Below are 16,604 nucleotides of genomic sequence, written 5' to 3' on the forward strand. Positions count from 1 at the left end.
GGGGCCAGAGAGTCACAACGAACTCGGCGGCATCGTGTGCGGTCCCAGCGTGCAGGCCGCCGTCGTGTACGGCGACGTGCGGATCCGTACCGGCGACGGCACGGCACCGCGACCGCGCGCCGCGGTGCCGTGGCAGCTTCCGCCCGTCGTCGCGCTCACGGCCCGCACGGCCGAGGTCGAGCGTCTGGACCTGCATCGCGCCTCGGCCTCCCGCCGGGGCCACCCCACCCTCGTCGCCGTCAGCGGCCTCGGAGGGGTGGGAAAGACCGCTCTCGCCCTGTCCTGGCTGCACGGGCTGCGTCCGCACTTCCCGGACGGTCAGCTCCATGCGGACCTGGCCGCCCAGTCCTCGTCGGGGCCCGCCGACCCCGCCGAGGTGCTGGGCGGATTCCTGCGCGCACTGGGGGTGCCGTCGCGACAGGTGCCCCACGGTCGGGAGGAACGGGCCGCGCTCTACCGGTCCTTGACCGCCGAGCGCGCCCTCGTCGTCCTGCTCGACGACGCGGCCACGGCGGCCCAGGTACGGCCGCTGCTGCCGGGCGGGCGCAACGTCACGCTCGTGACCAGCCGGCGGCGGATGCCGGGTCTGACGCTGGAAGGCTGCCACCGGCTGCATCTGGAACCCCTCGCCCCGCACGCCGCGGTCGAACTGCTCGCGGCGACCCTCGCCGACGACCGTGTCGCCACCCAGGCCGACGACGCCCGAGCCCTGGTGGGTCTGTGCGCCGGGCTGCCGCTCGCCGTGCGCGTCGCGGGCGCGCGGCTCGCCGCCCGGCCGGGCCGGCGGATCGAGACGATGGTGCGGGCTCTCGCCGCCGAGCAGGGGAGACTGGACGCCCTCGCGATCGAAGGAGACCTCGGCGTGCGCGCCGCACTGGACCTGTCGTACCGAGGGCTGCCCGAGGCGGCGGCCAGGCTCTACCGTCTGCTCGCTGTGCACCCCGGGAGGGAGTTCGAGAGCACGGTCGCGGCGGCGCTGCTGGCGCGCGGGCCCGCCACCGGTGGACCGGAGCACGGCGACACCGCCGGGCCGCCCGGCGACGGCGCCGCTCCCCGGGACCGCGACGCGGTCCACGCGCTGGAGCACCTGTACGACGCCAACCTGCTCGTCGACGTCGGCGAGGACCGCTACCGCTTCCACGACCTCGTCCGGCTGCACGCCGTCGAGAAGGCCGCGCAGGACGAGTCCGAGACGGAACGCGCGGCCGCGTTCCGCCGGGTCGCGGACCACTATCTGGCGACCGCGACCCGGGCGGAGAGGGCCGTCGAGCCGTACCACCCTCTGCGGGAGCGCTCCTACGGCCCCGGGCCGGTGGTCGAGGCAGCCCTGGGGCCCGGACCGCGGGCCGCACTGGACTGGCTGGAGCGGGAACTGCCCCAGGTGATGGCGGTGCTCCGGCGTGCCAGGCAGGCGGGCGCGCCGGACACCTGCTGGCAGCTCGCCGATGCCCTGGGCCCGCTCTTCGTCCGGCGCAAGCACTACGACGAGTGGCTCGCCGCGTACGAGGAAGGGCTGGCCGCGGCCCGCGAGGTGGGCGACACCCGGGCCGTGTGCCGGATGCTCACCTCCGGGGGGCAGGGCGAACTCGGCCGTGGCGGGTACGGCCGGGCGCTGGCGATGTTCGAGGAGGCGTCCGGGCTCTTCGCCTCCCTGGGGGACCCGCTCGGCCACGCCCGCACGCTGAACTACCGGGGTCTGGCGCACCAGCGCCTGGGGCAACCGGGCGAGGCGGCCGCGCTGTTCGCCCGCGCGGCCCTCGAACTCCCCCGCTGCGGTGACGCGCGCGCGGGCGGACTCGCCCGGCTCAACGTCGCCGACATCGACCTCGCTCTCGGCCGTCCGCAGCGGGCAGCCGACGGGGCCGCCGAGGCACGGGCCGTGCTGTTGGCCGCGGACGACCCGTACAACGCCGCTCGCGCCGCGACGTTGCTCGGCCGGTCCGTGCTCCTGCTGGGCGAGCCCGACGAGGCGGAACGGCTGCTCTCCGGAGCGGTCGCCGATCTCGGTGCCGTGGGGGCCGACTCCGAGACGGCCCGGGCGCTGCATGCGCTGGGCGTGGTGGCCGAGGGCCGCGGGCAGCGTGCCCTCGCCCGTGACCGCTACGAGCGGGCGCTCGCGCTGGCCGTCGCGGCGAACCAGCCGGCACAGGCGGACGAACTGCACGAGCGACTGCGCCTGCTGGTCGGGACCGGGACCGGCACAGGAGCGCAGGCCGGTCCCGACGGCGTCGGATGACGCGGAGCGGCCGGTGTCGACCGGCGGCACCACCGGACCGCGTGGGCGTCCGCTTCCCGGCCGCGTTCACGGCCCGGCGCCGTCGGGCGGGCCGTATCGCACCAGGGTCGGAGGCGCCGCCGCCTCGGGGGCGAGGCGGGCGACCGGGGCGCGCAGGCGCAGCTTCCGGTAGAGGAGGGCGCGCATCCTTCGCGCGAACCGGCCCGGTTCGGAGGTGATCCGGGCCGCGACGCGCGCGTACCGGCCCGGGCGGTAGGCGAGCGAACTCTGCCGCAACTGGCGCAGCAGCGGCCGGTCCGTGTCCAGCCACGGCGCCAGCGCGCGCAGTTCGGCCATCGGCGACGAGGGATCGAGGTCCGTGTCCGGTGAGCCGGAACTCAGCAGACGGGCGCCCGTCATCGTCCCGTAGAGCGACACGGAGCCGTGGTCTCCCACGATGTAGTCGGCCGCGACGACCGCGCCGCTCCATTCGGCGTCCTGGCTGACCAGTCCGATGCCGCAGCGGCCCAGCCCGGCGAAGGCGCTGCGGATGTGCCATTCGCTGTGGGCGTTCCAGACATTGGAGTGCAGCATGACGACGATGCGGAACTCCTCCCGGGGCAACTGGGCGGCCAGCTGTTCCAGCAGGCTCCAGTGGCGTCCGACCAGGGAGTCGGGGCCCCAGGTCGAACAGACCAGGACGAGCTCCTGCCACGGTGCCGCGCCGAGTGCGCGCCGGTACAGGTCCCGTGCGGGCAGGCTCGCGGCGACGCGGTCGTAGCAGGGATCTCCGACCACCTCGACCACCGGAAGCGCCTCGGGGCACTCCCGGCCGAGACGGGTACGGTCGTCCTCGTGCGCCAGCACGATCGCCGCCGGCACCACCACCCCGTCACGGATCAGCCACTGCCGGCCCAGCCCGTACACCTCGCGCACGGCGGGCAGACGGACGCGGCGGCCCTGGGGCAGGGAGACCCTCCTGTTGTACGAGGCGCCGTGCGGGAGCACGATCACCGGGACGTTCAGTTCGTGCAGACTCCCGTAGCTCGCGGCCAGCGCGAGGTCGAAGCGGGTGTGCACCGCCTGGCCCCAGGGCACGACGAGAGCCCTGGTGGTTTCCAGGAACTCGTCCACGCCGTGGTTGAAGACGTCACCGGCCACCGTGAACATGACCTGGACCCGCGGGTCCCCCTCCAGCAGCCGTACCGCGTCGAGCAGCCGACGGGCGGAGGTGACGGTGTGCACCACCGCGAGCACGCGCTTGCGGATGCGGAAGGTCGCCCAGCGCTCGACATCCAGACGCAAGGGCACAGCAGGGCGCCGGTCGGCGTCCGGCATCAGCAGACTCATATGAACTCCCCCGTGGATGAAGCGAGTTGAGTCGTGGCCGTATCCGGTTGGTGCGCGGCCACAGTGGGGGGTCTGCCCGGGAGGACGGACGGCGGACTTGCAGAAAACTTGCACCTTCCGCCTGCGCATCCGCACCCGGCCCCGTGCGCCCCTGCACGCGCCTGTGCGCCCTGTCTTGCACCTCTGTTCCTTTCGCGGGGCGGTGGCGACAGTGAGACGCGAGGTGGACAGATGTGCGATCCACCAGCCCGCCCGTGCGGAGACCGCCGGCGTGAGGAAAGCACGACCGCGAACGACGCCTGGACGAAGCGAACCACCTGGGGGAAGTGGTGCACCTTCTTGCGCTCGGGCCGCTCGAACTGTGGCACGAGGGACGGCAGTACCCGCTCGGTTCTCTCAAGGAACGCCGGGTGCTCGCGGTCCTGCTCTACGCCCAGGGCGATCCCGTCGCCGTCGATACGCTCGTCGAACGGGTCTGGGACGACGACGAGGTGCCCGTGACCGCCGTGGAGACGCTGCACACCTACCTCTCCCGGCTGCGCAACCGGCTCCGGCGCGCCGTAGGTGACCTGGCACTGCTGGAGCGCCCCTCCCCGCGCCGCTACCGGCTGCGCGTCCGGCACGCGGACGACGTGGACTTCGTACGGCTGCAGCGGCTGCGCGGTGAGGCCCGCGCGGCCGCCGGACGCGGGGACCGGGAGTACGCGGTCGGGCTGCTGCACACCGCCGCGTCGCTGTGGCGGGGGGAGCCGTTCGCGGAGTTCACCGGCGACTGGGCCGCGTCCGCCCGGGCGCGGCTGACGGAGGATCACCGGCGGGTCCGCGAGGAGCGCATCCGGCTGGAGCTGGAGCTGGGCCGCCACGCCGATCTGCTGGGTGAACTCCGGGAGCTGGTCTCCCTGGAACCCCTGGCCCAACAGGCCGTCACCACCCTGATGCTGGCCCTGTACCGATCGGGCCGGGACGGGGAGGCGCTGGCCCTGTACCGCACGACGCGCGCCCGGCTGAACGAGGAACTCGGCATCGACCCCGGCACGGAACTGCAGGAGCTGCAGCTCCGCATCCTCGGCCAGGACCCCACCCTGCGGGAGCCGCACCCCGCGGGCGTCGCACCCGGAGCCGGCCGGGGCGGTGGCCCGTGGGCGGCGGAGCCGGCGGGCAGGCATCCGGGAAGCAGTCTGCCGCGCGACACCAGGGACTTCACCGGCCGCGCGAGCGAGATCGACATCCTGCTCGCCGACCGGGGACCCGGCGACACCGGGACGGCGCTCCCGGTCACCGTGGTGCACGGCATGCCCGGTGTCGGCAAGTCCGCGCTGATCGTCCACGCCGCCCACCGGATGCGCGGACGCTATCCGGACGGCCAGTTCTACGTGGACCTGCGCGCCTACGGCGACCAGCCGCCCCACGATCCGGCGGACGCCCTGGCGTTCCTGCTGCACACCGTCGGGGTCCCCGATCCGCTGCCGGTCACCCTGGACGAGCGGGCCGCGCGCTGGCGTGAGTGGACGGCCCGGCACCGGGTGCTGGTGGTGCTCGACAACGCCCGGGACGCCGAGCAGATCCGCCCGCTGCTGCCCGGCTCACCGGAGTGCCGCGCGATCGTCGCCAGCCGTAACCGGCTCACCGAACTGGACGGCGCCACCTCGCTGTTGCTGGACGTGCTGTCCGTGTCCGAGGCCGGTGCGCTCTTCGCCCGGATCGCGGGGGCGGCCCGGGTCTCCGACACCGTAGCCCTGCGCCGTGTCGTGGAACTGTGCGGCAGGCACCCGCTCACGCTGTCCTTGCACGCGAGCCGGTTCCGGCACCGGGACACCTGGGACCTGGAGTACGTCGCGGACCGGCTGGACGGGGCCGGCGACCGGCTGGAGGAGTTCGACGAGCGGGTCGCCGCCGCCCTGGAGATGTCCTGCGCCGACCTGGACCCCTCGGCGCGCAGACTCTTCCGAGGGCTGGCCCTGCATCCGGGCCCCGACATCACCCTGGAGGCGGCGATGGCGCTCTCCGGCGATGTCGACCCCGGTGCCGTGCGCCGTGCGGCCGAGTCCCTGCTGGACCGCCACCTGCTCGACGAGCCGGTCCGGGACCGCTATCAACTGCACGATCTGGCCCGTGCGTTCGGCGGCCGGCTCGGCCGCCGGGAGGATCCGCCGGCCGAACGCCGGGCGGCCCTGCGGCGGTTGTCGTCCTACTACCTCACGGCTGCCGACCGGGCGGACCGGCTGGCCCACCCGCGTCGACGCAGACGCCACGTCCCGGCGGAGCTGGTCGCGCCCGTCGGCCCAGGGTTCACGACGGCCCCGCACGCCGAATCCGCCGCCGACGAAGCGACGGTGTGGCTGACGGTGGAGCGGGGCAACCTGCTGGCGGTGGCCCGGACGGCCGCGGCGGAGTTCCCCGAGTTCGCCGCTCTGTTCCCGCACGTCCTCGCCCACTCCCTCCAGCGCTGGGGCACGCACGACATCACCGCCGAACTGCAGTCCGCCGCACTGACCGCGCTGCGCGCGGCCGGCGACCGGCCGGCCCTGGCGTGGACGCTGGTGGAGCGCGCGAGCGTCCTCGCCCGGGAGAACCACGGCGAGGCTCTCGCCGCCGCGACCGAGGCCCTCACGCTGTACAACAGACTCGGCGACACCCGTGGCCGGGCCGACGCGTCACTGGAGATCGGCCGGGCCCATCTCGGGGCGGGCCGCGGCGAGGCGTGTCTGCGGGAACTGGACCGGTGCCTGGCGCTCTACCGTGCCGTCGACGACCGGCACGGCATCGCCGCGACCCTCAACGTGCAGGGCACGGCCAGGGTGCACCGGGCCGAGTACACCGAGGCGGCACAGTGCTTCCGGACCATGCTGGGCATCAACCGGGAGCTGCGGGACCGTCATGGTGAGGCCGTCGCATGGAACAACCTGGGGGACATCCGGCTCGCTCTGGGACTCCACGAGGAGGCTCGTCACCACTACGAGCACGCCCTGGTCCTGATGCGCGAGGTCGGCGGAAAGAAGGAACTCGCGATTCTCGACACCAACCTCGGGGCCGTGTACGCGGCGACCGGCCAGCCGCAGTGGGCGCTCTCCTGCTTCCGCCGGGCCCTGGCCAGTCACCGGGCGGGTGGGGACGCCATCGGTGAGGTCAACACCCTGATCTCCCTGGGCGAGACCTGCGCGAGTACCGGCCGTACGGCGGAAGCCCTGACGCACTTCGGCGCGGCGGAGGAGGTGGCCCGACGTATCGACAACGCGTACGAGCGGCAGAGGGCCCTCCTCGGAATTGCCGACACGCATTACCGGGAGAGACGGTGGGGTATCGCCCTGGAGACCTATCGGAACGCGCTTTCCATCGCGCACGAGCACGGGTATTCCCTGTGTTCGGCGCGGGCGCTGGCCGGTATTTCCCGGGTGGGTCTCTGTATGGGCGACATTCGGTCCGCCCGAGCCCACGCGGAACGCGCGCTGGCGATGTACCGGAGGCTCGGGGCGGACGGGGAGGCGGCTGAGCTGCACCGCTTGTTCGACGACCGGGGTGCTACCGGCTCGTGAGAGCCGGTGTGCCTACCAAATGCACTCGGCGTGCGCCGAGGTCATGTTCATGACGAGAATGGCGGCGGTGGCGAAACAGACGGCGAGCGTGCGCACTTCTCTCCTGATCGAAAAAGTATCCACAAGTGGAACGTCCGAACGATGTTTGGCCTACGTTAGCGGATTCGAAGCCGATTCGATGATGTGTGGAATCGATTCTGCTCACTCGTTCGGGTGAATGTGGCGCGCGTGGAGTGTGTTCTGTACTTATTTATTTGTCGACTCCCGTAGTCGTCGGTCCAGCGCCAGTGACAGCTCCGCCTCCATTGCGCTCTTTGCCAGAGGGCGCAGGCGGTGGAGGTCTTCGGGGGTGTGGTCGGGCTGGGTGCTGAGGAGGTCGGTGAAGAGGGTGGCGAGGGCCTCGGCGTGTTCGCGTACGCGGCGGCCGACGGTGAGGACGTCGGCCAGTGAGACGCCCTCGCGGACCAGGGCGGCCGTGACGTCCAGCAGGCGGCGGCTGATGTGCACGATCTCGCCGCCGTCGGTGGCGAGATAGCCGAGGTCCAGGGCGGTGGCGAGGTTCTCGGGGGTCGCCTGGTCACCGAAGTGGTCGGCGAGTTCCTCGGGGGAGAGACGGACCGGGACCTCCTCGGTGGGGTCCCCCAGGCCGAGCAGTTCGCCCACGTCGCGGCCCTGGTCGAACGCCTCGGCCAGCTCGGCTATGCCGCTGAGCGTGTGGCCCCGCTCCAGCAGGGCCGAGATGGTGCGCAGCCGGGCCAGGTGCGTGTCGTCGTACCAGGCGATACGGCCCTCGCGGCGGGGCGGCGGGATCAGCCTGCGCTCCCGGTAGAAGCGCAGGGTGCGTACGGTGATGCCGGCCTCCCTGGCCAGCTCCTCCATGCGGTACTCGTGTCGCTCGCCGTCTTCTGCCACCCGCGCAGCCTATGTCGTACCGCTGGTAACTCCAGAGGGCCGGACCCCTACCCATCGGTACGGTCCTGCCCTACGCTCCCACTGCGCCAGTGATTACTGGCGCGGACATGAGGTGCGAACGCGGCGTGCGCACGCGATGAGGCGTGGAGGTACCGGATGGCCGGGCAGGATCAGGGCGGGCGGGAACGGGTGCCGCATGTGCGGGTGGCGGTGGTCGGGTCCGGGTTCGGCGGGCTCGGCGCGGCCGTGCGGCTGCGGCGCGAGGGGATCACCGACTTCGTCGTCCTGGAGCGGGCCGGTTCCGTGGGCGGCACCTGGCGCGACAACGACTACCCGGGGTGCGCCTGTGACGTGCCCTCCCATCTGTACTCGTTCTCCTTCGCGCCGAACCACGCCTGGCCGCGCGCCTTCTCCGGGCAGGAGCACATCCGGGCCTACCTGGAGCACGTGACGGACGTCTTCGGGCTGCGCCCGCACATCCGCTTCGACTCCGAGGTGCTGCGGATGGCCTGGGACGGGGAGCGGCTGTGCTGGGACATCGAGACCAGCGGCGGGCGGCTCTGCGCCGACCTCGTCGTCTCCGCCACCGGGCCGCTGTCCGATCCGAGGATCCCCACCGAGGCCGAACTGCCGGGTCTCGGCTCCTTCCCCGGCAAGGTCTTCCACTCCGCCCGCTGGGACCACGGCTACGACCTGCGCGGCAAGCGGGTCGCGATGATCGGCACGGGCGCCTCCGCGGCCCAGATCGTGCCGGCGATCGCGCCCGAGGTCGGCCGGCTGACCCTCTTCCAGCGGACCCCGCCCTGGGTGATGCCACGGGTCGACCGGAGCATCGGCCCCGTCGAGCAGTGGCTGCACCGGCAGCTGCCCTTCACCGCGCAGGCGCGGCGCGGAGTGCTGTGGGGCGTCCGGGAGATGCAGGTGCAGGCGTTCACCAAACGCCCCAAGGCGCTGGGCCTGGTGGAGCGGGTGGCGAAGCGGAACCTGGCCCGCGCGGTGCGGGACCCGGAGCTGCGCGCCCGGCTCACCCCCGACTACCGCATCGGCTGCAAGCGCATCCTGCTCTCCAACACCTACTATCCGGCGCTCACCCGGCCGAACGTCGACGTCATCGCGTCCGGGCTGGCCAAGGTCGACGGCTCCACGCTCGTCGCCGCCGACGGGTCCGCCGCCGAGGTCGACGCGATCGTCTTCGGCACCGGGTTCCACGTCACCGACATGCCGATCGCCGACCGGGTCGTGGGCGCGGACGGCCGGACCCTCGCCGAGGCGTGGGCGGACGGCGGGATGCGGTCCCTGCGCGGGGCGTCGGCCGCCGGGTTCCCCAACTGGATGACGATCATCGGGCCCAACACGGGCCTCGGGAACTCCAGCATGATCCTGATGATCGAGTCCCAGCTGAACTACCTGGCCGACTACGTACGGCAGTTGGACGTGCTGGGCGGCCGGGTCGCCCTGGACGCCCGGCCCGCCGCCGTGGCGGCCTGGAACCAGCGGCTGCAGCAGCGCATGGAGCGCACGGTCTGGAACACGGGCGGCTGCACCAGCTGGTACCTCGACGCCGACGGCCGCAACACGACCGTCTGGCCGGGCACGACCAGCGAGTTCCGCAGCGCGACCCGGCGCGTCGACCTGAGCGAGTACACGGTGCTGCGGGCGGCCCGGACGCGTACGGAGAACGACGAGACGCCCGGGGCCTCCGCGACGGACGGCACGGCGAAGGTGGAGGCCGGAGCGTGACAAGACTGACCCATGTGAAGCACGGGCCCTACGCCCCTCCCGTCGCCGTCCGGGAGTTGACGGCCGTGTCCGCCGACGGGACGCGGCTGCACGTCGAGACACACGGTCCACAGGACGCGCCCGCGGTGGTCCTGGTGCACGGCTGGACCTGCTCGACGGCCTACTGGGCGGCGCAGGTGCGGGAACTGGCCGCCGACCACCGGGTCGTCGTCTACGACCAGCGCGGCCACGGCCGCAGCACCGCCTCCGCCGCGTGCCACGCGGACGCCCTCGCCGACGATCTGGAGGCCGTGCTCGCGGCGACGCTCGCGCCGGGCGAGAAGGCGGTGCTGGCCGGGCACTCCATGGGCGGGATGACGCTGATGGCGGCCGCCGGGCGGCCGGGCTTCCGGGAGCACGCGGCGGCGGTCCTGCTGTGCAGCACGGGCAGTTCACGGCTGGTCGACGAGTCGCTGGTCGTGCCGATGCGGCCGGGCCGGGTACGCACCTGGCTCACGCGGCAGGTCCTCGGCTCCCGGGCCCCGCTCGGGCCGGTCACACCGGTCGCCCGGCGCATCCTCAAGTACGCGACCATGGGCCCCGGCGCGTCGCCGGTGATGGTCGAGGCGTGCGCGCGGATCGTGCACGCGTGCCCGGCGCGGGTGCGGCACGCCTGGTCGCACGTCCTCGCCACCCTCGACCTCGACCACGGGGTACGGGAGTTGACGGTGCCGACGGCCGTCGTCGTGGGCACGGCGGACCGGATGACCCCGCCCGTGCACGCGCGGGCGCTGGCCGCCGCGCTGCCCGACTGCGTGGGCGTGAGCGAGCTGACCGGGGTCGGACACATGGCGCCGGTGGAGGCGCCGGAGGCGGTCACCGCCCGGATACGCGGGCTGGCGGCGGCACATGTACGGGTGGAGCGGGACGAGTTGGAGGAGGCGGGCGCATGAGCAACGGCAGCACCCTGGAGGGGCGGGTCGCGGTCGTCACCGGGGCCGCGCGGGGCGTCGGGGAACTCCTCGCGCGCAAGCTCTCGGTGCGGGGGGTGAAGGTCGCGCTCGTCGGCCTCGAACCGGACGAGCTGAAGCGGGTGTCGGAGCGGGTGTACGGAGACTGCGCGTACTGGCACGCCGATGTGACCGACCAGGAGGCCATGACGCGGGTCGCCGCCGAGGTGAAGGAGCGGTTCGGGCGGGTCGACATCGTCGTCGCCAACGCGGGCGTCGCCACGGGCGGGCCGTTCGTGGACTCCGACCCCGAGTCCTGGCGGCGGGTCATCGAGGTCAACCTCGTCGGATCGGCCGTCACCGGGCGGGCGTTCCTGCCGGCGCTGATCGAGAGCCGGGGGTATCTGCTGCAGATCGCCTCCCTCGCCGCGATCACCCCGGCGCCGATGATGACGGCGTACTGCGCCTCCAAGTCGGGTGTGGAGGCGTACGCGCACTGTCTGCGGGCCGAGGTCGCGCACCGGGGGGTCGGGGTCGGGGTCGGGTATCTGTCCTGGACCGACACGGACATGGTGCGCGGGGCCGACAAGGAGGAGGCGATGCGGGAGTTGCGGGAGCGGCTTCCGTGGCCAGCGGGGAAGACGTATCCGCTGGGGCCGGCGGTGGACCGGCTGGTCGCCGGGATCGAGCGGCGGTCCAGTCATGTGTACGGGCAGTGGTGGCTGCGCGGGATGCAGGGCGTGCGCGGGTATCTCCCGGGTCTCATCGGCACGTTCGCGCCACGCGAGGTGCGGCGGATGGAGCCGCGGCTGCGCGGGGTGGCCAAGGGGCTGGTGGGGGCCGGCGGGGCCGCGGACGAGCGGACGCGGGGGGTCGAGGCGCCGGAGCCCCGATAGCGGTGCGTCACCGTACGTCACTGATCGAAATGCATCGTATGTCCGCCCGTGTTTGTCTGGTCGAGGCCCGATCCCCTCACCCACAACGGGAGTGAATCCACATGGGCATGAAGGACCAGTTCCAGGACAAGGCTGAGCAGCTGAAGCGTAAGTCCGGGCAGTCGCCGCAGGAGCGGCAGCAGGCTCAGCGGCCTGGTGAGCGTGAGCGTGAGCAGCACGGGCGCGAGCCCGGCCGTGAGCACGGGCAGCCGCAGCGCGAGCACCGGCCGCAGCGCGAGCACGGGCAGCCGGAGCGTGGCGCGCGGCGGCGGGACGAGGAGTCCGAGCGGCTGATGCGGGACGACGAGGACCGGTTCCGGCAGGACGTGTAGTGCCGGACGTGTAGTGCCGACGTGTAGTGCCGGACCCGCTCCGGACACGCTGAACGTGGGGCGCCCTCCTTCCGGGAGGGCGCCCTGCGTCGGCCGCGTCGTGCGTCCCGCGCCAGCCGGTCAGGGGCGTCCCGGCAGTTGGGGGCGGCTCCGGTCGGGGACGCCGGTGTGGTCCGGCGGGTCCGCCGGGGGGTGGGTCTTGAGGAGGTCCAGGGCCAGGGTCACCGCCGCCTCCAGCTGGGTGTTGCGGCCCTCGGCCCAGTCCAGGGGGGTGCGCAGGGTCTCCAGGTCCGGGGTGACGCCCCGGTTCTCGACGGTCCAGCCGTACGCGTCGAACCAGGCGGCGTTCATGGGGACGGTGATGACCGAGCCGTCGCCGAGCTGATGGCGGCCGGTCATGCCGACGACGCCGCCCCAGGTGCGCTGGCCCACGACGGGGCCGAGGGCGAGGAGTTTGAACGCCGCCGCGATCATGTCGCCGTCGGACGAGGTCGCCTCGTCGGTCAGCGCCACCACCGGGCCCCGCGGGGCGCTCGACGCGTACGACACCGGCTGGGCGTCCCGGGTCAGGTCCCAGCCGAGGATCGTGCGGGACAGTTTCTCCACCACCAACTCGCTGATGTGGCCGCCCGCGTTGCCGCGCACGTCCACGATCAGGGCGGGCCGGGAGACCTCCATGCGCAGGTCGCGGTTGAACTGGGCCCAGCCCGAGCCGCCCATGTCCGGGATGTGCAGATAGCCGCAGTGGCCACCGCTCAACTCCCGTACCACCTCACGGCGTTTGGCCACCCAGTCCTGGTAGCGCAGGGGACGTTCGTCGATCAGCGGGACCACGGCGACACGGCGGGAGCGGCCCTCGCCCGCGGCATCCGAGGGGCCCGAAGGGCCTTCCTCGGCAGGGCGGGCGACGGGCCGGGCGAAGGTGAGTTCGACGGTGGTGCCGCCCGCGCCCGCCAGCAGGGGGTACGGGCCGGTCGTCGGGTCCACCGGGCGGCCGTCGACGTGGGTCAGCGCGTCACCTTCCCTGATGCCGGTGCCGGCCAGCGGGGAGCGGGCCTTGGAGTCGGAGGAGTCGCCGGGCAGGATGCGGCGGACCGTCCAGTGGCCGTCCCGGCGGACGAGGTTGGCGCCGAGGAGGCCCTGGCGGCGCTGGTAGTGGGGCGGGCCCTCGTTGCGGCGGGCGGCGGAGACATAGGCGTGGGAGGTGCCGAGTTCGCCCAGGACCTCCCGCAGCAGGTCCGCGAACTCGTCGGGGGAGGCGACCCGTTCGACCAGGGGGCGGTACTGGTCGAGGATCGCGTCCCAGTCGATACCGCTCATCCCGGGGTCCCAGAAGTAGGCGCGGATCAGCCGGCCGGCCTCCGCGTACGACTGGCGCCACTCGGCGGCAGGGTCGACCTCGTGCAGGACGCGCCTGAGGTCGATCCAGACGGTCGAGTCGCCGTCGCCGGACTCGGTGGCGGGCACCGCCCGCAGATCGCCCTCGTCCACGACGACCAGCCGTGAGCCGTTGCCGCTGACCGCGAACCAGTCGAGATGATCGACGAGTTCGGACTTCTTCGCCCGGCTGATGTCGAAGTGTTCGAGGGTCGGGCGGCCCGTCATGTCGTCCGGGTTGGCGAAGGTCTCGCCCAGGGCGCCCGAGATCGGCCAGCGCAGCCAGACGAGGCCGCCGCCGGAGACCGGGTACAGCGCCGAGTACTTGGAGGCGGTGACGGGGAAGGGGGTGACGCGGCTCTCCAGGCCCTCGGTCTCGACGGTGACCGTCCCGTCGGTGTCCTCGTCGTCGGTCGGGTCCATGCCGCCGGCGACCGGGCGGCCGTCGGGGTTCAGGGCGAAGGGGGACGGTGTGGCGGAGGAGAGCGGCAGCAGGTAGGGGCGGCAGCCGAGCGGGAAGGACAGGTCGCCGGTGTGGACGTCGTACACCGGGTCGAAGCCGCGCCAGGACAGGAAGGCGAGGTAGCGGCCGTCGCGGGTGAACACCGGGTTCTCGTCCTCGAAGCGGCCGCTCGTGACGTCGACGACGAGCCGGTCCTTGATCCGGGCCATCTTGATCTGCCGCAGGGAACGGCCGATGCCCGGGTGGGACCAGGTCAGCCAGGCGCCGTCGGGGGAGAAGGCGAGGTCGCGGACGGGGCCGTTGAGGGAGGCGATGAGTTCGACGACCTCGCCGTCGGACTCCTCCGTCGTGTCGAGGAGCAGGACCCGGCCGTCGTGCGCGGCGACGGCGAGACGCCCACCGCTCGGGTCCGCCACCAGCTCCAGGACCCGGCCCAGGCCGCCGGAGGCGAGGCGGCGGGGTTCGCGGTCGCCGGTGGCCCGGGGGAGGTGGGCGATCTCGACCGCGTCCTCGCCGTCCGCGTCCGTCACGTACGCCACCTGGCCCCCGGAGCCGAGCATCTCGGGCAGCCGGACGCGTACGCCGGGGGTGTCGGCGATGGTCCGGGCGGGGCCGTCGCGGTGGGTCAGCCAGTAGAGGCTGCCGCGTACGACGACCGCGCTCGCCCGGCCCGTCTCGTCGACGGAGAGGCCGTCCACGTGCTGCGCGGCCGGCACCTGGTAGGGCCGCCGCCCGGTGAGCGCCCCGCCGAGCGTCACGTCCAGGCGCCGGGGGCGGGCGTCGGGGGCGAGGTCGTCGACGATCCACAGCTCGCCCGCGCACTGGTACACCACCCGGGTGCCGTCGCTCGACGCGTGGCGGGCGTAGAAGGCGTCGTGGTCGGTGTGGCGGCGCAGGTCGGAGCCGTCGTACGCGCAGGAGTAGAGGTTGCCGACGCCCTCGTGGTCGGAGAGGAAGGCGATCCGGCCGCCGACGAACACGGGGGAGTGCAGGTGCCCTTCGAGGCCGGCCAGCAGCCGTTCGCCGTGCAGCCAGAGGCGGCCCGTGGCGCCGCCCCGGTAGCGCTTCCAGGAGGCCGGTTCGTGCGGGGGCGTGCCGGTGAGCAGCAGGGTGCGGCGCTCGCCGTCGATCTCGGCGGACTGGATGTCGGAGACCGGGCCCCAGGGCAGTTTGCGGCCGGGGTCGCCGTCGGTGCGGACCTTGTAGGCCCAGGTGAAGTACGAGAAGGGCTCGCCGTGGGAGGCGACGGCGAGGATGTCCGAGCGGCCCTGCCGGTTCGGGGGTGTCCAGCCGCGGACCTCGGTGTCGGGACTGCCCCAGTGGGTGAGCCGGCGGGCGGGGGCGCCGCCGTCCACCGGGGTCAGATGGATCTCCGGGGTGATGCTCCGCCAACTCGTGTACGCGATGTGCCGGCCGTCGGGCGAGAAGCGCGGGCAGGCCACCTTCGTACGGTCGACGGTCAGCCGCCAGGCACGGTCCGAGCCGTCGAGGGGTGCCAGCCACAGGTCGTCCTCCGCCACGAAGCAGAGGCGGTCGCCGCTGAGGTGGGGGTGGCGGAGGTAGCCGGCGTCCGGGCCCGCCTGCCGTGCCTGCTCCCGGCCCGTTGCCCGCTCACGGGTGCGCTCGCGGTCCGGCCCTTGGTCATGGGTGTCGCTCACCTCCCCATGCTTCGCCGCGGGGGAGGCCCCGGCAACTTCACCCGCCGTGGCTCCGGCGACTTCACCGTCGTGACGCCGGCCGCTTCACCCGGCATGGCCCCGGAGGGCTTCACCCGCCATGGCCCCCCGAGGCTTCCTGGGGGCTTCACCCGCCGCGGTCCCGGCGACCTCACCCGCGGCGGCTCCGGCGACTTCGCCCGCCGTGGTCCCGGCGACCTCACCCACCGCGGCTCCGGCGGCTTCGGCCGTGACCCTGCACACGTACGAAACGGTTTCGTTTTCTTCGCGGGTCGGGGTATCGTCGTAAGCGTACGAAACCGTTTCGTTCGGAAGCGGGGTTCTCGGCCCGTGCCCCGGTGGCACGGCCGGTAGCCTTGTCGTCCCGAACGGGAAGCCGGAGCAAGGGGAGTGGGATGACGGAGACCGCGACGGTGCGCCGCAGCCGGATCACGCCCGAACGCGAGGCCGAGCTGTACGCGGCCGTCCTCGACCTGCTCCGGGAGGTCGGCTACGACGCCCTCACCATGGACGCCGTGGCCGCCCGCACCCGGTCCAGCAAGGCCACCCTCTACCGCCAGTGGGGCGGCAAGGCCGAGCTGGTGGCGAAGGCGATGCGGGCCAACAAGCCCCGTCCGGACTTCGACTCCGTCGACACCGGGTCCCTGCGGGGCGACATGCACGCGCTGATCATGAGTCAGGACGACTGCGCCATCGAACAGAACTCCGCGCTCATGCGGGGGCTGGCCATGGCGATCCACGGGAATCCCGACCTCCTGAAGGCGTTCCGCGAGCTGATCATCGAGCCCGAGCTGCTGGAGATCCGCCGCATGCTGCAGCGTGCCGTCGACCGGGGTGAGATCCGCGAGGACAACCCGGCCGTCGACTACGTCCTGCACATGTTCGTCGGCGCCTTCGTCGCGCGGGGCATGATCGACGAGCTGCCTCCGACCCAGGCCTTCATCGCTTCGTACATCGACGCCGTGGTCCTCCCCGCCCTCGGTGTGCCGACCGACTGACCCACCTGTGCGAGGCCGCGTGACGCGCGGCTGAGCCCCATCTGACGCCCCATCCGACGCCCCACCTGACGCACCGCTCATGTCGTCGGGCCGATCACCCCTGCCTCGCCCCGCCCTGCCTTCTCCCCTCCCCGCGGCACGGGC

The 16,604-nt window shown here is 73.2% G+C and carries 10 protein-coding genes; 7 read left to right on the forward strand and 3 right to left on the reverse strand.

Features of this window, described 5'->3' with window-relative positions; all coding sequences use genetic code 11:
* The first annotated feature begins 49 nt into the window (after nt 1-49).
* A complete protein-coding gene (locus PYR72_RS28435; RefSeq protein ID WP_275457937.1) occupies nt 50-2,236 on the forward strand; it encodes a tetratricopeptide repeat protein in 2,187 nt (728 codons plus the stop codon).
* A 66-nt stretch (nt 2,237-2,302) separates the two neighbouring features.
* Here the strand turns inward: PYR72_RS28435 and PYR72_RS28440 are convergent, their stop codons facing one another.
* Entirely contained in the window at nt 2,303-3,565 is a 1,263-nt protein-coding gene (locus PYR72_RS28440; RefSeq protein WP_275457938.1) for a hypothetical protein, read from the reverse strand.
* Between the two features lie 326 nt (nt 3,566-3,891).
* Here PYR72_RS28440 and PYR72_RS28445 point away from each other — a divergent pair, with 326 nt between their 5' ends.
* Nucleotides 3,892-7,098, forward strand: a complete 3,207-nt coding sequence (locus PYR72_RS28445; protein WP_275457939.1) for a BTAD domain-containing putative transcriptional regulator — start codon at nt 3,892-3,894, stop codon at nt 7,096-7,098.
* Nucleotides 7,099-7,344: 246 nt separating this feature from the next.
* Here the strand turns inward: PYR72_RS28445 and PYR72_RS28450 are convergent, their stop codons facing one another.
* Nucleotides 7,345-8,010, reverse strand: coding sequence for a MerR family transcriptional regulator (locus tag PYR72_RS28450; RefSeq protein WP_275457940.1), 666 nt, complete (start codon nt 8,008-8,010; stop codon nt 7,345-7,347).
* A 156-nt stretch (nt 8,011-8,166) separates the two neighbouring features.
* On the opposite strand from PYR72_RS28450, the gene PYR72_RS28455 reads away from it, so the two are divergent.
* The 4 genes from PYR72_RS28455 to PYR72_RS28470 all read left to right on the forward strand — a co-directional run bounded on the left by PYR72_RS28455 (nt 8,167) and on the right by PYR72_RS28470 (nt 11,946).
* Complete coding sequence (locus PYR72_RS28455; RefSeq protein ID WP_275457941.1) at nt 8,167-9,750, forward strand: NAD(P)/FAD-dependent oxidoreductase; 1,584 nt, start codon at nt 8,167-8,169, stop codon at nt 9,748-9,750.
* Nucleotides 9,747-10,682: an alpha/beta fold hydrolase gene (locus PYR72_RS28460; protein ID WP_275457942.1), complete on the forward strand. Its 936-nt coding sequence runs from the start codon at nt 9,747-9,749 to the stop codon at nt 10,680-10,682. Before PYR72_RS28455 ends, PYR72_RS28460 begins: the two co-directional genes overlap by 4 nt.
* Nucleotides 10,679-11,575 carry an SDR family oxidoreductase gene (locus PYR72_RS28465; RefSeq protein WP_275457943.1) on the forward strand — a complete coding sequence of 299 codons (897 nt, stop codon included), beginning with the start codon at nt 10,679-10,681 and terminating at the stop codon, nt 11,573-11,575. Before PYR72_RS28460 ends, PYR72_RS28465 begins: the two co-directional genes overlap by 4 nt.
* A 101-nt stretch (nt 11,576-11,676) precedes the next feature.
* Nucleotides 11,677-11,946 (forward strand): hypothetical protein, encoded by a 270-nt coding sequence (locus tag PYR72_RS28470; RefSeq protein WP_275457944.1) that lies wholly within the window; start codon nt 11,677-11,679, stop codon nt 11,944-11,946.
* Nucleotides 11,947-12,066: 120 nt separating this feature from the next.
* Here the strand turns inward: PYR72_RS28470 and PYR72_RS28475 are convergent, their stop codons facing one another.
* Nucleotides 12,067-15,306, reverse strand: coding sequence for a S41 family peptidase (locus PYR72_RS28475; RefSeq protein ID WP_275460546.1), 3,240 nt, complete (start codon nt 15,304-15,306; stop codon nt 12,067-12,069).
* 551 nt (nt 15,307-15,857) lie between these two features.
* On the opposite strand from PYR72_RS28475, the gene PYR72_RS28480 reads away from it, so the two are divergent.
* The gene (locus tag PYR72_RS28480; RefSeq protein ID WP_275457945.1) at nt 15,858-16,460 is read left to right on the forward strand and encodes a TetR/AcrR family transcriptional regulator; all 603 of its coding nucleotides are present in this window, start codon (nt 15,858-15,860) and stop codon (nt 16,458-16,460) included.
* Nucleotides 16,461-16,604: the final 144 nt, after the last annotated feature.

The organism is Streptomyces sp. VNUA24, assembly GCF_029167005.1.
Classification (GTDB): domain Bacteria; phylum Actinomycetota; class Actinomycetes; order Streptomycetales; family Streptomycetaceae; genus Streptomyces; species Streptomyces scabiei.